Annotated in this window: 10 protein-coding genes, 6 tRNA genes and 1 pseudogene; 13 read left to right on the top strand and 4 right to left on the bottom strand. The window is 44.6% G+C overall.

Annotated elements, in window-relative coordinates:
- Window position 1: 1 nt before the first annotated feature.
- Window positions 2-1,179, bottom strand: a pseudogene (locus tag AC1HDP_RS04785) (IS3 family transposase).
- Window positions 1,180-1,474: 295 nt separating this feature from the next.
- Between AC1HDP_RS04785 and AC1HDP_RS04780 the strand changes: the two are divergent.
- The 9 genes from AC1HDP_RS04780 (at window position 1,475) to AC1HDP_RS04740 (ending at window position 5,946) form a co-directional block, all read left to right on the top strand.
- Window positions 1,475-1,565, top strand: a tRNA-Ser gene (locus tag AC1HDP_RS04780).
- A 326-nt stretch (window positions 1,566-1,891) separates the two neighbouring features.
- Window positions 1,892-2,536 carry a UvrY/SirA/GacA family response regulator transcription factor gene (gene uvrY, locus AC1HDP_RS04775; protein ID WP_140932738.1) on the top strand — a complete coding sequence of 215 codons (645 nt, stop codon included), beginning with the start codon at window positions 1,892-1,894 and terminating at the stop codon, window positions 2,534-2,536.
- 17 nt (window positions 2,537-2,553) lie between these two features.
- Entirely contained in the window at window positions 2,554-4,386 is a 1,833-nt protein-coding gene (gene uvrC / locus AC1HDP_RS04770) for an excinuclease ABC subunit UvrC (protein ID WP_479637866.1), read from the top strand.
- A gap of 46 nt (window positions 4,387-4,432) precedes the next feature.
- Window positions 4,433-4,981, top strand: coding sequence for a CDP-diacylglycerol--glycerol-3-phosphate 3-phosphatidyltransferase (gene pgsA / locus AC1HDP_RS04765; RefSeq protein WP_140934091.1), 549 nt, complete (start codon window positions 4,433-4,435; stop codon window positions 4,979-4,981).
- 321 nt (window positions 4,982-5,302) lie between these two features.
- Window positions 5,303-5,378: transfer RNA gene (locus AC1HDP_RS04760), tRNA-Gly, on the top strand.
- Between the two features lie 24 nt (window positions 5,379-5,402).
- Window positions 5,403-5,476: transfer RNA gene (locus tag AC1HDP_RS04755), tRNA-Cys, on the top strand.
- Between the two features lie 42 nt (window positions 5,477-5,518).
- Window positions 5,519-5,604: transfer RNA gene (locus AC1HDP_RS04750), tRNA-Leu, on the top strand.
- A gap of 85 nt (window positions 5,605-5,689) precedes the next feature.
- Window positions 5,690-5,775, top strand: a tRNA-Leu gene (locus tag AC1HDP_RS04745).
- An 85-nt stretch (window positions 5,776-5,860) separates the two neighbouring features.
- Window positions 5,861-5,946, top strand: a tRNA-Leu gene (locus AC1HDP_RS04740).
- A 283-nt stretch (window positions 5,947-6,229) separates the two neighbouring features.
- Here AC1HDP_RS04740 and AC1HDP_RS04735 read toward each other — a convergent pair.
- Complete coding sequence (locus AC1HDP_RS04735; RefSeq protein WP_479639825.1) at window positions 6,230-6,505, bottom strand: HU family DNA-binding protein; 276 nt, start codon at window positions 6,503-6,505, stop codon at window positions 6,230-6,232.
- Between the two features lie 298 nt (window positions 6,506-6,803).
- On the opposite strand from AC1HDP_RS04735, the gene AC1HDP_RS04730 reads away from it, so the two are divergent.
- The 3 genes from AC1HDP_RS04730 (at window position 6,804) to rplY (ending at window position 9,369) form a co-directional block, all read left to right on the top strand.
- Window positions 6,804-8,225 carry a L,D-transpeptidase family protein gene (locus AC1HDP_RS04730; RefSeq protein WP_479637865.1) on the top strand — a complete coding sequence of 474 codons (1,422 nt, stop codon included), beginning with the start codon at window positions 6,804-6,806 and terminating at the stop codon, window positions 8,223-8,225.
- Window positions 8,226-8,415: 190 nt separating this feature from the next.
- A complete protein-coding gene (gene mepK / locus AC1HDP_RS04725) occupies window positions 8,416-8,964 on the top strand; it encodes a peptidoglycan L,D-endopeptidase MepK (RefSeq protein WP_479637864.1) in 549 nt (182 codons plus the stop codon).
- Between the two features lie 117 nt (window positions 8,965-9,081).
- Window positions 9,082-9,369: a 50S ribosomal protein L25 gene (rplY, locus tag AC1HDP_RS04720; RefSeq protein ID WP_140932734.1), complete on the top strand. Its 288-nt coding sequence runs from the start codon at window positions 9,082-9,084 to the stop codon at window positions 9,367-9,369.
- Between the two features lie 135 nt (window positions 9,370-9,504).
- Here rplY and tamB read toward each other — a convergent pair whose 3' ends face one another.
- The gene (gene tamB, locus AC1HDP_RS04715) at window positions 9,505-13,494 is read right to left on the bottom strand and encodes an autotransporter assembly complex protein TamB (RefSeq protein ID WP_479637863.1); all 3,990 of its coding nucleotides are present in this window, start codon (window positions 13,492-13,494) and stop codon (window positions 9,505-9,507) included.
- Entirely contained in the window at window positions 13,491-15,335 is a 1,845-nt protein-coding gene (locus AC1HDP_RS04710; protein ID WP_479637862.1) for an autotransporter assembly complex protein TamA, read from the bottom strand. Before AC1HDP_RS04710 ends, tamB begins: the two co-directional genes overlap by 4 nt.
- Before the next feature lie 152 nt (window positions 15,336-15,487).
- On the opposite strand from AC1HDP_RS04710, the gene AC1HDP_RS04705 reads away from it, so the two are divergent.
- Window positions 15,488-16,510, top strand: coding sequence for an isoaspartyl peptidase/L-asparaginase family protein (locus AC1HDP_RS04705; protein ID WP_479639824.1), 1,023 nt, complete (start codon window positions 15,488-15,490; stop codon window positions 16,508-16,510).
- The last annotated feature ends 146 nt before the right edge of the window (window positions 16,511-16,656 follow it).

Below are 16,656 nucleotides of genomic sequence, written 5' to 3'. Positions count from 1 at the left end.
GTCAACCCAAACTGGACACTTTTACTTGAGAATTCTCAAACTCTACAGGTGACAGATCGTCATTAGCAGAATGAAGCCGCTCCAAGTTGTAATATTTCATGTAAGCCGCCACATCTTGCTTCATAAACTCCCTTGTTGGTTGAGCAACTTTGAAAATCCAATCGTGTTTCAAGCTACCAAAGAAACGCTCAACAACGGCATTATCCCAACACGCACCCACATCACCCATGCTGGCTCGGATACCATAACTCGAGAGCAGCCTACCGAATTGCTTACTGGTATATTGCGAGCCTCGGTCACTGTGGAATACTAGCCCTCGCGCTGGTTGTCGCAGGTTGTAGGCTTTTATTAATGCCTTGGATATCAAATCTGTGGTCATACGTTTGTCTATGTGCCATCCCACAATCCGGCGTGAATATAAATCCATCACCACAGCCAAATACATCCAGCCTTCACCTGTCTTTAAATAGGTCACGTCACCCGCCCAGACCTGATTAGCCGATATTGGATTAAAGTTCATGTTTAACAGGTTATCTGCCACTGCATCTGAGTGTTTCCGCTGCGTAGTCACCTTGTAAGCGCGTCGCTGGGTTGCTTTGAGTCGAAGGCGGTGCATAATTTTACGAACGAGATAGCGATCAACCTGGTAGGCTTCCTTGCGCAATTTCTTCACCATTTCACGATCCCCTAAGCTGCCTCGACTTTGCTTAAATAGCTGTCGAACAAGGCGATAAAGCTTCAGTGTTTCAAGTCTTATCACGTTTGCAGGGCGTTTATGCCAATCGTAATAGCCTGACTTACTGACACTCATTACTCGGCATAACAGTGTTATGGGAAACAGGTTAGATTGCTGTTTGATGAAACGAAATCTTACTTCATTTCTCTCGCAAAGAAGGCGCTTGCCTCGGCGTGCCCCTTGGGTATTTTTAGAATTTCTTTCTCCATGCGTAATTCTTTGTTTTCTTTACGTAATCGCTTTAGCTCATCACGCTCAGACTCTTCTAAGGTGATGCCTTGTTACAGGGCTTCGTGTTTTTCCTTCCAGTTGTAAAGCAGGCTCGTGCTAACTCCAAGAGACTTTGCCGCATCGGCAACGCTATAACCTTGCTCTAGCACCATCAAGACGGCTTCATCTTTAAATGCCTGCGGGTAACTCTTATGTGATTTTTTCAGACTCATATAGACCTCTTAATTTATTGACCATACTGTCTCAAAATTAAGTGTCCGATGGGATTAGACCAGAACAATTGTTATGGGCCCTTGCAATAACTGAGCGCGCGACTATTTGGTGTCAATTGCCAATGTATATTCCAGATAGATCTCGTTTTAGAGAACTGCTTATCGGGAGTTGTGAGAGTTATTTGAGCGCTTTGTCTTAATTTTGACGCATCTGCTGGGCTTTTGAGCACTTGAGCTGAGAGTTATTAATTAATGGTTTACAGCCTAATCCCTCCTAGGTAATATGCGCATCAACGGAGGGGTGGCAGAGTGGTTGAATGCACCGGTCTTGAAAACCGGCATAGGTTTATAGCCTATCCAGGGTTCAAATCCCTGCTCCTCCGCCAAATTAAGAAAAGCCCGCTACGAAAGTTGCGGGCTTTTTGCTATGGGAAATTTGCTAACTATTTAGCGAGCGAGTGTTACGCTGGATTGATAGTTGAAACTCTTTATCAGTAATAGTTAATAATGAGCGGCGTGATAACTTAAGCGGATTAATTGCATTTGTAGTCACCAGTGAATTTTCTACCATGCTTTTGAGTGATCCTTAATCGAATTAGATATTTTTATCTAATTCATTAAGTTAAATCGATTGAATTTGCTTTTCATCGCTCGGAGTATGGGCTAAATTAGCCAGCATGCGGAACAACAAAATGTCTGATGGTGCACTCAATTGATCTCTGTATTGCTAGTTGATGATCACGACCTGGTTAGAACGGGTATTCGTAGGATCCTCGAAGACGAAAAAGGTATTAAAGTTGTTGGCGAAGTCGGTACGGGTGAAGCCGCGGTACTTTGGTGTCGAAATAACGAAGCCGATGTGATCCTAATGGACATGAATATGCCGGGTATTGGTGGGCTTGAGGCAACGCGTAAGATTTTACGCCATCAAAGTCATGCCAAAATCATAGTATTGACAGTACACACCGAAGATCCATTCCCAACTAAAGTCATGCAAGCTGGCGCCAGTGGTTATTTAACTAAAGGGGCTAAGCCGCCTGAAGTGCTGCAAGCTATTCGCCAAGTTGCACTGGGTCAACGCTATCTTTCCCCTGAAATTGCCCAACAAATGGCCTTAAGTCAGTTTAATCAGACCGATGAAAACCCGTTTAAGAGTTTATCTGAGCGTGAATTACAAATCATGATGATGATAACCAATGGCGATAAGGTGAGTGATATCTCAGAGCAGCTGAATCTTAGCCCTAAAACGGTTAACAGCTATCGTTATCGCTTGTTTGCCAAGCTTGGTATTAGTGGTGATGTTGAGCTGACTCGTTTGGCGATTCGTTATAAAATGCTCGACACAGGTCAGTTTTAACTCATTGTCGAGGCGTAATGCCCAATTCAATTTTTGATGCTAAGCGTTTTTTAAGTGACGTACCCAGTCAACCGGGTGTGTACCGCATGTATGATGCCAAAGGTATTGTCATCTATGTTGGTAAAGCAAAAGATCTTAAAAAGCGCTTGAGTTCATATTTTCGCCAGCAAGTCGGTCATGTTAAGACGCAAGCGCTAGTCAGTCATATTGCTAATGTTGATGTGACGTTAACCCATAGCGAAACCGATGCCCTCATTCTTGAACACGATTACATTAAGCAATACATGCCTAAATACAATGTATTGCTGCGAGATGATAAATCGTATCCCTATATTTTACTCTCAGGCCATCGCCATCCACGTTTGACCTATCACCGCGGCGCCAAGCGTGAAGCGGGTGAATATTTTGGCCCCTATCCCAATGGTGGGGCGGTTCGTGAAAGCCTAAATTTACTGCAAAAGTTATTTCCAATTCGCCAATGCTCCGATGTCTTTTATCAGTCGCGGTCACGCCCATGTTTACAATATCAAATTGGTCGGTGTAGTGCGCCGTGTGTAGGTAAAATCTCAGATGAGGATTATCAGGCGCAGGTTAGGTTGGCTACCTTATTTTTACGGGGTAAAAATGAGCAAGTAGTGGCCAATTTAGTGGCGCAAATGGAAAGCGCTGCGCAAGAGTTAGCCTTTGAAAAGGCGGCTAGGTTACGTGACCAAATTCAAGCCTTAAGAAAAGTGTCTGAGCAACAAGAAGTGTCTTCGACTCAGGGTGATCTTGATATTATTGGCGTGCAATATGAACATGGCGTCGCTTGCTTTCATTTACTATTTATTCGCGATGGCAAGATTTTAGGTAGCCGCAGTTTCTTTCCTAAGGTACCGGCGCAAACCGAATTGGATGAAGTCCTGAGCGCCTTTATGCTGCAGTTTTATTTAAATACCGATGCGCAGCGCAGTTTTCCCGATGAAGTGATCATAAGTCATGAATTTGAAGAAATTAACGCCCTAGAACAAGCCATTGCCCAAGCGTTAAATAAAAAAATTAGTATTAAGACTCGCGTGCGGGCAGAGCGCGCCAGCTATTTACGCTTGGCTGTGACCAATGCCAGTAATGCGCTGCAAACTAGATTGGCACATCGCAATACCATTGAAAAACGATTTGTTGCCCTAGAAGCTGCTTTGGGCTTAACTCAGCCGTTAGCGCGCCTTGAATGTTACGATATCAGTCATACCATGGGGGAGAGCACAGTCGCCTCTTGCGTAGTGTTTAATCGTGAAGGACCTGAGAGCTCGCAATATCGGCGCTTTAATATTAAAGGAATTACCCCTGGTGATGATTATGCCGCTATGTCGCAAGCCTTATCTCGACGCTTTGATAAACAAACGGCAGAAGCCATAGTCCCTGATATCGTATTTATCGATGGCGGTATTGGGCAACTGCGTCAAGCGCAAGCCATCATAGATGCTAAGTTTGCCAACTTGCCGACTAAACCACTCGTGATGGGGATTGCAAAAGGCGAGAGTCGCAAGCCTGGGCTTGAAACCCTTATTTGGGGACATAACGAGCAAAGCTTTTCACTGGATGGTGATGCTATTGCTTTACACCTTATTCAGCATATTCGTGATGAATCGCACCGCTTTGCGATTACTGGTCACAGGAATAAGCGGCAAAAGACGCGTAATACATCTACCTTAGAAAATATTGCCGGGATTGGCCCTAAACGACGTAAAGCATTACTGCAATTTTTAGGAGGATTACAAGAGGTTAAGAGTGCTAGCGTCGCACAATTAGCTAAAGTTCCTGGGATTAGTATAGAAATGGCACAAACTGTCTATGATTCGTTGCGAGGGTAAGTTTTTTCAGGCAAGATGACGTTGCCTTGGACAAATTGGTTAAATGATGCCGTTTAATATACCTATTGCCCTGACGTGGTTTAGGGTTTTTTTACTTCCAGTTTTTGTTGTTCTTTTCTATCTACCTTTTACATGGGCTGCTTTCGCAACTGCTTTTGTTTTCTGGTTTGCGGCATTAACCGATGCGTTAGATGGCTATGCAGCAAGAAAGCTCAAACAATCAACTCGATTTGGTGCATTTTTAGATCCTGTTGCTGATAAAGTCATGGTTGCCACTGCTTTAGTACTATTAGTGCAAGACTACGATAGTATTTGGTTGACGATTCCTGCGCTACTGATGATTGGTCGAGAAATCGTGATTTCAGCCCTGCGCGAGTGGATGGCAGAAATTGGTAAACGCGGAACAGTGGCTGTTTCTTGGATAGGCAAATATAAAACGGCGGCGCAGATGTTGTCGATTATTGGCTTATTATGGAAACCCAATGACTGGGTTATCTACTTCAGTTATGGCTTACTCTATATTGCGGCAATTCTAACCTTCTGGTCAATGATGACCTATTTACTCGCAGCTTGGAAAGATTTAGTAGCTGAGTAATCAACTAAAGCGACCTTAACGGTCGCTTTTTTGTTATTTGAGGTAGGAAAAAGCTTTTTTGGCAGGTTGGTTGGCTGCCAATCATAGTGGTTTTCAATCTTACCGCTAGTTTTGAGTTAATTATTTGCTTTATTATTCAGCATCATGGTTGATTTCTTAGCAAGTTGATCGCTTAATGCGCAGTCGGTGCAAATATCTAATATTCTTCGTTGACTCTTGCGCGGAAAAAGGTAAAATTCATTTCGTAGTCAGGGGCGGCCTAGCGGAAAATATAATTAAGTCAACGACTTATGAATCGCTAAGGCAGTTAAGGCTCAAAATGCGGCATTAGCTCAGTTGGTAGAGCGATACCTTGCCAAGGTATAGGTCATCGGTTCGAACCCGATATGCCGCTCCAATCTTAGATTGGTGCATAAAAAATGGCGCGATGGCAGAATGGCTATGCTGCGGATTGCAAATCCGTCGATCTCGGTTCGACTCCGGGTCGCGCCTCCACAATATTTGAAAGTGGATGCCAATAGGCGTGCATTTACAAATGCCCGAGTGGTGGAATCGGTAGACACAAGGGATTTAAAATCCCTCGCTGAATAAGCGTGCCAGTTCAAGTCTGGCCTCGGGTACCATATTAAAGCGATGAGTTCGCGAATTAAGTTGAAACACTTAATAACAGTTAAGTTTATTTGCAGTGTAAATTGCAGTTAAACCTAAGCCCGAGTGGTGGAATCGGTAGACACAAGGGATTTAAAATCCCTCGCTGAATAAGCGTGCCAGTTCAAGTCTGGCCTCGGGTACCATATTAAAGCGATGAGTTCGCGAATTAAGTTGAAACACTTAATAACAGTTAAGTTTATTTGCAGTGTAAATTGCAGTTAAACCTAAGCCCGAGTGGTGGAATCGGTAGACACAAGGGATTTAAAATCCCTCGCTGAATAAGCGTGCCAGTTCAAGTCTGGCCTCGGGTACCATCTTTAGATGAAACAAAAGCCTCAACAGTAATGTTGGGGCTTTTGTTTATCTGCATTTTAGCTATCTGTCTTTTAAATAGATGGCTGCATAGGCGGGTACCTGCACCCACCTACGGTCTTGCACTATCAACTCTGCATTAATGATCCCATGACGTCATAGCTCATCATTTCCCCTCAAGTCAGCAGTCATCTTAACTCTCCTTCAATTTTTTATGATTAAGCGCAAAAAAGTGCTTCATTATATGAGCCTCCTTGCTTAGACATGCTGAGGAAAAAACGTGACTTAGCTGTTAACTAACGTTTTTAATGCGGGAGAGGGCTTAAAACTGGGGTAATTAGCGCCAGCAATGTCAATCTTAGCGCCGGTTTGTGGGTTACGGCCTTGTTTCGCTAAGAAGTATCTCAGCTCAAAAGTGCCGAAGTGCGGGATATAAACTTTTTCGCCTTCCATTAGTGCTTGTTGTATAGTGGCTAAAATATGAGTTAGTTGCTGTTTTGCGGCGGCTTGACTGCAGTCTTGTTTGCTGGCCATGTGCTTGATCAATTGACTTCTGTTCATCATAAATCAGATAAAGAAATTTGTTACTTATATACCAGTCACTAGCAACACTCTCCAGCATAAGCTCACGTTAATACAGGTAAATGCGGTATATTTCAGCGGTTGTAAATTTTCTTGTGGCTTGCCGTTATATTTGTGTTGTCGTGTTTTACTTCAGTGGCTGTGTTGTCATACTAGTAGCGACTAAAATTCGCAGTAATTATTGGAGTGTTGAATGCTTGGTGACAAGTATGTTTACTCGCTGTTTAACCTGATGAGAGTACGGCGGACGCTTGGATTATTGGCGGCGTTAATCACAATGATAAGCCTGTGGCCAGCCATAGTTTACGCTGAGCAAGCACTTGATGCTAAAGACCTTAATGCGGTTGCTCTCGATGGTAGTAACAACCATATTGAACTGGTACGCAATACCTTGCTGCAGCATGTGACTTTAGTGGCCCTGACGGATAACACTAAGGATTGGCAAGCAGAACTGATACTCCTCAATGGCCAAGATCTCAAGGCCATCGAGCAACAGGCCAGTCAGATATTAAAGCGCTTATATGATTTTTGGCAACTGACAGAAAGCATGCCAAGCCAAGCTTCTTTATTAGCGCAAACGATTGCTATTGAACCACGTGCCAAAGATTACTTATGGGTTACTAATCGTATTCGTTTTCTACTGTGGCTACATAGCCAAGACCCTTGGCCCACGATTGACTATGAGCATGTGATCCGTCCTGGCGATCAGCATGCGAGCTTAATTCCGATAGCTAAACGGCTCAAGCAACTAGGAGATGATCAAGGCGAGGGTATTATTGTTGATGAAGTCAATCCACAATTAACACCAGAATTGGTCGATGTGCTTAAAGCGTTTCAAGCGCGCCATGGATTAAGTAGTGATGGTGTGATTGGGCCGCAAACTCTGTATTGGATTAATCAAACGCCTTATCAGCGTGCTCGGTTACTGGCGTATAACTTTGTGATGAAAACTCAGTATTTACGCAACCTAGAACCGACATATTTGCTTGTTAATATTCCAGCCTTTGAATTGGTGTTAGTGGATAAAGGTGAAGCAATCTTGACCTCTAAGGTTATCGTTGGCCGCAGTGACAGACAAACCCCTGTACTCTCTAGTCTAGTATCTAACATAGTCGTGAACCCTGCATGGCGAGTGCCTCGCAGCATAGTACGCAATGACTTGTTGCCAAAAATTCGCAAGGATGGCAGTTACCTGGCACAACGACATTTTGATGTGTTTGATTTTAATGGTAACCCCATGAATTTTGGCGCACAAATGTTGCAAGCTGAAGCGAATGGTAACTTTCCTTATTCGCTGATCCAGCAACCTGGTAGTAGTAATGCACTAGGTAAATATAAGCTGCACTTTAATAATGGCTTTAATGTTTATTTACACGATACTCCGGACAAACATTTATTTAAGCAATCCATGCGGGCGTTATCGTCAGGTTGTATTCGGGTCGATAAAATTGATGAGTTGGCGCAGTGGATTGCTAACGAGCAAATGTTCAATTCGCGTCAATGGCAGTCATTAACCCAAAGAGACGCCACTAAGACTCAGTGGTTTAGTTTGAAGAATAATGTACCTGTGCATCTAGTGTATTGGACTGCATGGATGACCGGCCCTAGTTTGCCCCAATTTAGAACCGATATCTACGACATGCAGTCGTTTACCAACGACACGCGCTTGTCCGATGTTGCCGCTAAGGTCAACTTATAGCTCTTTTCTTTAACGCTTATTTACCACAATGCTTGTCAGTAATGCGCGCAGGTAAAAACTAAGGGCTTAAGTAAGCCTTTGATTGATTTGATTTTGCTAAATTTGCACAGATTTTATCCAGTCTAGAACTTGATATTAGTCGCAATAGTCGATAGCTTCTTTCTCCATGTTGACTTAGTGGAGTAACGCATTGTCTAATTTTTGCAATATAAGAAGAAAATTTTTGTTAGGTCTTGGGGGCGCTGCGTTGGCGTGTGCTTTGCCGACACCTGTGTTGGCAAGTCGCTCAACCACAGATGTTCGTAAACTGAGTCTTTATAATCTTCATACTGGCGAACGCGATGTTGGTACTTATTGGGTCAATGGAGATTATCAGTCGCAAGTCATGGACGGTTTTAACCATTTATTAAGGGATCATCGTACCAATGATGTGTTTGCCATGGATCAGCGTCTTTATGACATTTTGTTTAAGCTACATATGAGCTTAAACACCAATAAAGAAATTCAAGTTATTTCTGGTTATCGTTCGCTGAAAACCAATGCCATGCTGGCTTCCAAAAGCAAAGGGGTGGCTAAACACAGTTACCATACGCGCGGAATGGCGATTGATCTGGCCATCCCAGGTACTTCATTAGGTGATATTCGCGATGCCGCCAAAGCGTTGAAGCTTGGCGGGGTAGGTTTTTATCCGCGATCTGGTTTTGTGCATGTCGACTGCGGGCCGGTGCGTTCGTGGTGATGCCTGATTACGCTTGTGTTCTGGCGCGTTGGCATGGTAATATCCGCGCGCTTTATTTGGGTCAGTATTGGTCGAAAATACTGACACGTAATTTATTTTTATTTAAGTGAGAAACTTATGTCTTACACTATTCAAGCACAAACCCGTACTGAAACAGGGAAAGGTTCGAGCCGCCGCCTGCGTCACGCTGGTTTGGTTCCTGCCGTAATTTATGGCGTTGGTTATGAAGCAATTTCTATCGTTTTTGCTCATAAAGACATCATCAATGCGCAAGCTAGCGAAGGTTTCTACACTTCAGAGCTGACTATCGTTCTGGAAGGTAAAGAAGTTAAAGTACGTGTACAAGATATCCAACGTCACGTATATAAGCCTCTGATCGAGCACGTTGACTTCAAATTTGCTTAATAGCAACTTTGGATAGACATAAAAAAAGCGCCTAAGGCGCTTTTTTTATGTCTGCAATATAGCCAGGTTAGCTTTAAGGCGTTAATCGCGCCTATCCAAACCTAGGCAGCAGGCGAGAGCTCTGTCAAAATACAGTTAAAAATCAAAACTGTAATAGATATCTAACGACTGCCCAAGCGTACCTGATACCGTTTCGAGGTAAAGTCGGCTTAATAGGTAATACCTGACTGTGAGTTCATAGCCTGGGTTAAACACACCGACACCGTATTTGACCATGAGCTTTTCACCAATATAGCCACTGATGGCAACTTGACCATCATCATTGGTATCTAGCTGCACATTATTAAAACCAAACTTTTCAATCAGGTTAGTGGCTGTGTTACCAATTTCTGAAATGGCGCCCCCGCCGAGTTGATTACCCAGGGCTAATGCTGCGCCCATCATCAAGGCATCATTGCTATCGTCACCATTACTAAAGCCGCTGCCTTTGATGATGTAGGATAATATTTCAGCCTGTTCTTTTGGTGGGTTAGAAAATAGCGTGACCACAGGTTTTTTGGCCGTACCGGTAATGCGCACGCCCGCTGTCACGTTTTCTTCTTTAATGGCACGGATCGCTTCAATGTTTAGGTTGGGCACATCTGCGGGGCCTGTAAATTGCAATTCCCCCACGTTAATTTGCAGTGTTTGCCCAAGGAAGCGATAACTACCGTTGACAACTTTAACGTCACCAAATAAAAACGGTGGCCGATTAACTTGTTGCTGCAAATTAAGGTTACCACTGAGATTGCCTTTTAAGCCTAAGCCTTGAATGGCAACATTGGGCTCTACTTGGATATTAAGATCGGTACTAAAGGGGAAAGGTGCACTTTGCTGCTGTTCGGCAGACGTTGAGTCATTAAATACCACGTCACTTGATAGCGCTACGCCGCCAGGGGCTAATTGCACTATGGTAATGGCGCCCGATGGAATCGCGACCTTGCCTTTGAGATGCAGATTAGTTGGTTTCATTTCTAGCACTAACTGAGGTGACACTTGTAAAATCGCCAAAGGCGGCGCAATCACATCAAGTTTTTCACCATGAATATTGATAGTGCCAAGCGGTTCACCTGTGGTCCAATCGACATCACCATCTAGCCTGCCAGCGCCATGCCCCATCTTCCAAGTGGCAAACGTCGATGCTTGTTGGCGCTCAAAATTGACTCTAAAATTCACGTCTTCAATTAACGTCGGGTTAGCATTACTTGCAATCGCGCCGCCATTAATAGTCACGTTACCTGTGAGTTGCGGTTGCGCTAAGCTGCCACCAATGGCAATTTTGGTCGTCACTTCGCCCTTTAATATGGCCAATTGTGGAATAAAGGGCAGCCAAGTGGATAAATCACCGTGCTCGATAGTTAAATGGCCGGTCAAGATCCTATCTGGGGTAACTGCAATATCAATAGCGCTGTCTATGCTCATCTGCTGACCTGCGCTGGCTTGCAATCTGGTGGTTAATTGTTGCTGATTAAGCTCGGCCGCTATTTCTACCTTTTGATAGGGCACATCCACATTTTGCTCATTTTGACGTGAGACAATTAAATGGCCTTCAGGTAACTGTAGTACTAATTGTGCCTTAGGTTTAGTATTGGGTGACCACGCGGCGTTGGCGACTAATCGCGCGAGTCCTTGCCATTCAAGGCCTGGAGGCAACAAAGGTTTAAGTACTTCACCTGGGGCGCCGCTAAAGCTTAACTGAGTATCACCGCGCGCACCCACCCCTGACTCAGTACTTAAACACACTTGGTTATTGGCTTGCTTAAGACACAAAGGGCTAAATTGACCGAGCATTTTTGTTTGCGACCAATTGAGATTGACGGGATCATCTAAAATCCACCGACCAAGCGGGGTAGTGGCATTGAACACCGTCATTTGCCCCGTTAAATATTGCTTGGCCTCGTTGAAGTTGGTGAGGATTTTAGTGTCAACATCGACAGTGCCTTTAACATCAAGTTCAGTCTGTTGGTCTTTACTATTGCCTTGGCTATTAAGATTTAGCTCGCTTATTTCCATGGCGTCGGCTTTGGCCGCTTGCCCCTTGATAGCTAAGGTATATTGCCGCTGCTGTTTAAGTTCAGCGTTAAAATCGAGCGTTAACTTAGCCAAACTATTACTTAAGTAGTTGGCATTTAATAAGTCAGCGCTGGCCACTAGCTTTGGCGCCGCCTCGGTGCCGGTTAAATCAACTTTGGCATGCAGTTTACCATCGGCATCATTAGACCACTTTGACATGTCTGGGACGTCTAGTTCGGCATTTAGGCGCCACTCTTTAGCTAACTGACCATTAAGCGATAAGTGCGAGCCTAAGGCATCGATTGTAAAATTATCGGCGATGATAAATAAGTTGTTATCTATGCTGATATTACCCATAGCACTGACTTGTTCTTGCTTGAGGGTGCCACTCACTTCGGTATTAGTAACACTGGCTTGCCATTTATCGCCATCCACTAACCCTTGAGTATCTAAGTTCAGGGCCAATAGACCTTCTGGCAGTGGCTGAGATAAAGGCAAGGTCATAGACGCTGGGTTAAAACCTGCAATCGCGAGGTTGGCTTTCCAAGTTAACTCTTGTTGATAATTAAGCTCGCCCTTAAGGTGAACGCTGGTGAGTTCCTGCAACATGCTCAACTGCTTAATCGTCAGTTGCTCATTTTCATGCAGCATATCGGCCGCAAGCACTAAGGTTGGGCTAAAAGGACTATCAACAAAGCCTGATACTGCGGCTAATTGTGAGTTTAAGTTGCCACTGACTAAGATAGCACCCGACTTAATTTGATAATCGGGTGTTACTAAAGGCCAATGTAAATCTATCTTTTGACCATGCAGACTAAAAGGCAGTTCTGGCTGTTGTAAGTTAATTTGTCCCCGCAAATTCGCCGCAAGTTCACCTGTGACGTTAACATCAGTATTAAGCTCGCTAAAGTCTCCCTTAACGGCAACATCAGCACTTAATGGCGGCATGTCGACTAAAAAACTGCCTTGATTGAGCGTTAAGAGTGCTTGGTAATTTAGTGGCCAAGTGTGAGTAAAGCTCATGTGGCCGTTTACGCTTAATTTGCCATAACTGTGCTCGGCATCAAGTTTATCGACGCTAAGCTCAGTGCCGCGAAGGCTTGCTATCAGTTCAATAACGCTAAATACATCTTGGCGGTCGCCAATGCGTAAGGCTGAATTATCTAAACGTAAATCTTGCACATCCACAGCGACTGGAATAAATAAGTGCGGCATGTGGGCAAGAGCCCAAGGGCTATCATCTTTCTGTAGATGTTGTTTGTCAGTGCTAGTTTCAGGCTGCTTAGCTTCAGGTTTCGCTTGTGCCGCGGTCTTGCTCTCTTGCTTAGCCTCTGTGCTAGTTGCTGTCTCTGTTGCTGTTGAGTCGGCTAAGTCTGCCGCCAACGGGATAATAACTTCTAGGCCATCGCTATAAAGATGGTTCACTTCAATCACAGCATCAGGCCATAAGGCCGAAAGCTCAAGGCGATGACTATTAAACTGCATGTCATTGACTCGAATCTTAATATCATTAAGCTCACTGCGATTTAGATTAATGCTAATAGGCAAAGTGAGTAAGGTATCTGGCTCATCACTAGCGTTAGTCTCAGTGGCATCACCCGTGGGAATGGCATCGGTATCAATGGCGACAGTGACTTTAGCGACATCAAGGGAGTTGACGCATACTTGGCGGTTAAATAAACATAAAGGGTCCCAGTTAAGGCTGATCCTCTGCGTCTTGACATCAATCCCTGGCATTTGCCAATAGACATGCTCAAAGCTAATTTCCTGGTTAAGCGTGCCGCTGTGATACCTGATATCAAGCCCTGGCACAAATTTGTCTGCAAGCATTACACTCACCCGGCTACCAAAAGTGGTGCCGATAAGTAGCGCCGCGAGTACTAATAGCAATAACGGTATATAAATGACCAGTCTTAAGCTGTTGCGTACCCATAACCAAAACCGACTGGAGCGCGATCGTTTTGGCTTAGTTGCCTGAGCTTGGGCGTCTTTGGCGCCATTGGTTGGTAGAGCCGTTTGCGTCTCAGTTTTATCAGTTTGGACGGTATTAGGTTCATCAGGGACTTGACTCATAGCACTGTCCCCATAGTTAAGTGAATTCGCCAAGGTTGGTCTTGAGTTTCACTTTCTTTAAGACCAAAACCTATATCTAATTTGATAGGACCCACTGGTGATATCCAGTGAATCCCCGGGCCTACAGAAATTACTGGGGTAAATTGGTCCTTATCAAAGGAATTACCCGCATCGATAAAGGCTGCTAATCGCCACGTTGGCGTCAAATAGTATTGGTACTCAAGGCTACCGACCATCAAATATCGGCCACCGAAGACTTCACGATTAAGGACGCCATTACTGCCTGTATATTCCAAATAGGGCCCCAGTTCTTGATAGCTATAACCACGAATACTCTGATCGCCGCCCGCAAAAAAGCGTAATGATGGCGGGATCATGGCTAGATCGTCATCACTGGCTAAATCGACCCCTAAATCAATGCGACTGACAAATCTATGCTTTTCAAAAAAGGTATGCACCAAAATACCGCTAGCCTGCAGGCGCAGTAAGCGAATCGCTGAGCCTAATGACGGATCGGCATATTGAATCGAATAGGTCTGACGATAACCATTTTTAGGATCTAGGCTGTTATCACTGCGCACGGTTTGCTGGGCACCTATACCGAACATCACGAAGGTTGGGTCGTACTCAATGCCCGCTTGATCGTAAAATTCTCTTATCCCTTCAACGGAATAACCTAGCAGCCAGTTGTTATCTAACTTTTGCTGACGCAATAAACCAAATTGGTATTTGGTGGATTCCAACTGCCCAGTATTCACAAAGTCAGACTTATCTTGGTCAAATTCTTGAGTCACGCCGTACTTATCACGGGTAATGCCAAATTTGATTTGCAGTTTGTCGTTCACGGGATGACTCAAGGGAATGCTATAGGTGGTTAAAAATTTGGGGCGATCAGGAGACCACTCTAAAGTGGTGGTTTGTGAATGGCCTAAGCGGTTAATTTGCGGCGTGGTCCAGGTGGCACTCACGCGTGGGTCAAACTTGTTATCCGCGGCATTACCTATATCCCCCCCTAAACCTAGATTTAAGGTGTTGTTAGGTTTTGGGGTGAGTTCGACCCGAATAGGAATAACGCCATCTTTGGTATTTTCAAGTTCAGGAACGACTTGAATACCCGAGAAATAATTACTGTCTAATAAATCACGATTGAGCTGACCCATGCGCGCGGTGGAATAGGGGGAGTCTTTCGGAAATGGGATCATTTTATCGAGTAACTTTGGCCGCAAATCACTACCGACAAAACGAATATCGCCAATGAGGTAGCGATCACCTGAGTCCATAGCCAAGGTAATAGTGGCAGTATTTAAATCGCGATTTACAGTAATTTTTGATTGCAAATAGCGGGCGTCAAAATAGCCGCGTGATAGGGCTAAGCCAAGTAATTGTGACTTAACATTTTCATAGTTGCCTTGATTAAGGCGATCGCCAGGCAGAATGCTGATTTTATCTAACCACTGGGAAAAGGCTGGATCCTTGAGCATCTCGCCTTCCATCTGCACATCCACCCATAATATTTTGGTAGCAACACCTGGGGTGATGTTTAACACTAAGTGCCAAGCGCCTTTAGGCGGTTGCGCCATCTCTTGCTTTATCTGTCCATGATAAAACCCCATAGACTCAAGCGCAGCTTTAATATTGTCTTCAAGGTTGAAGATCAATGCGCGGCGCTGCACCGCTGAGGTCGGCAGTTCACCAATATGGGCTTCAATGTTGCTGCGTAGCGCTTTATTTACGCCATTAACCTCAATGGTTAGCCACTTGTTTTTCTTGGTATCGTCGGCATGACTGGCGGCTGAGTAGCCACAAATAAAAACGAAAAGACACAGTGCTAAGACTCTCATACTGAGGTACGTCATCCTAAGGCGAATCCTGAGTTGTATTGTCGCCATAATCCTTTGAGCAAGCAAGCATAGAGGTTGGCTAAATGGTTAAATTATGTCATAAAACCTTGGGGATCTAAAGATAAGGATAAAGCTCAATGAAGTATGGATGTATGAGATTTACCACGCTGGCCATGGCTGCAAGCTTGTTATCAGGCTCGGTGATGGCCGAAGACAAACCCTTTGCCATTGCCATTCATGGCGGCGCTGGCACTATCGTTGCTGACAAATTAACCGCAGAACAAAAACAAGCTTATCGAACCGCGTTAAAAGAAGCGGTCGATGCTGGCCACGATGTGTTAGCCACAGGTGGCGATAGTTTAGCTGCGGTCACTGCGGCGATTATTATTCTTGAAAATAATCCACTATTTAATGCCGGTAAAGGCGCTGTGTATAACTTTGCAGGTGGTCACGAACTGGACGCGGCCATTATGGATGGCAAAACCATGAATGCTGGCGCAGTGGCAGGCGTTACTAATATTGCAAACCCGATCAAATTAGCGAGCGCGGTAATGCTGCACTCACCCCATGTGATGCTAGCAGGTCAAGGCGCCGAGGCATTTGCACTTGAACAAGGCTTTAGCACAGTCACATCCAATTATTTTGATACCGATGCTCGCAAGCTGCAATGGCAAAATGCTATAAAAAAAATTAAGCAAGATCAGCAGCACAATAAGGATTATCAGGCCAGTATCCATCAATTCACCTTAGAAGATAAATTTGGCACGGTTGGCGCAGTAGCACTGGATAAACAAGGTAATTTGGCCGCCGGCACCTCAACCGGTGGTATGACAGCCAAACGTTTTGGCCGCATTGGTGATTCACCTGTGATTGGCGCTGGTACTTATGCTGAAAATGGCGTCTGCGCTGTGTCTGCTACTGGTCACGGTGAGTATTTTATTCGTTATCAAGTCGCAGGTGATATTTGCGCGCGGGTAAAGTATCAAGATATCTCGATTGTGCAAGCCGCTGATCAAGTGATAAATAAACGCCTGATTAAAGCCGGTGGCACGGGTGGCGTGATAGCTATTGATCACCGCGGCAATATTGGCACACCATTTAATACTGATGGTATGTACCGTGCAACGCGTAAAAACAATGAAGATGCGCAAGTGCTGATTTGGCAGCAAGAATAAGCGCTACGGGCGTAAATGCAGGCTTATGGCTTTGGGAACCGTATCAACTCGCCCTTTGCTGTAAAAGTCAGCAAGATTAACGGGGCGGATGGGGAGAAGCGCTAGCTAATGCATTGATCTCATGACAAACCATACCAATTAGCCTG

The organism is Shewanella sp. ISS20 (genome assembly GCF_056522965.1).
Note: the sequence above shows the minus strand (reverse complement) of the source record. Positions and strands in the feature narration are given on the sequence as shown.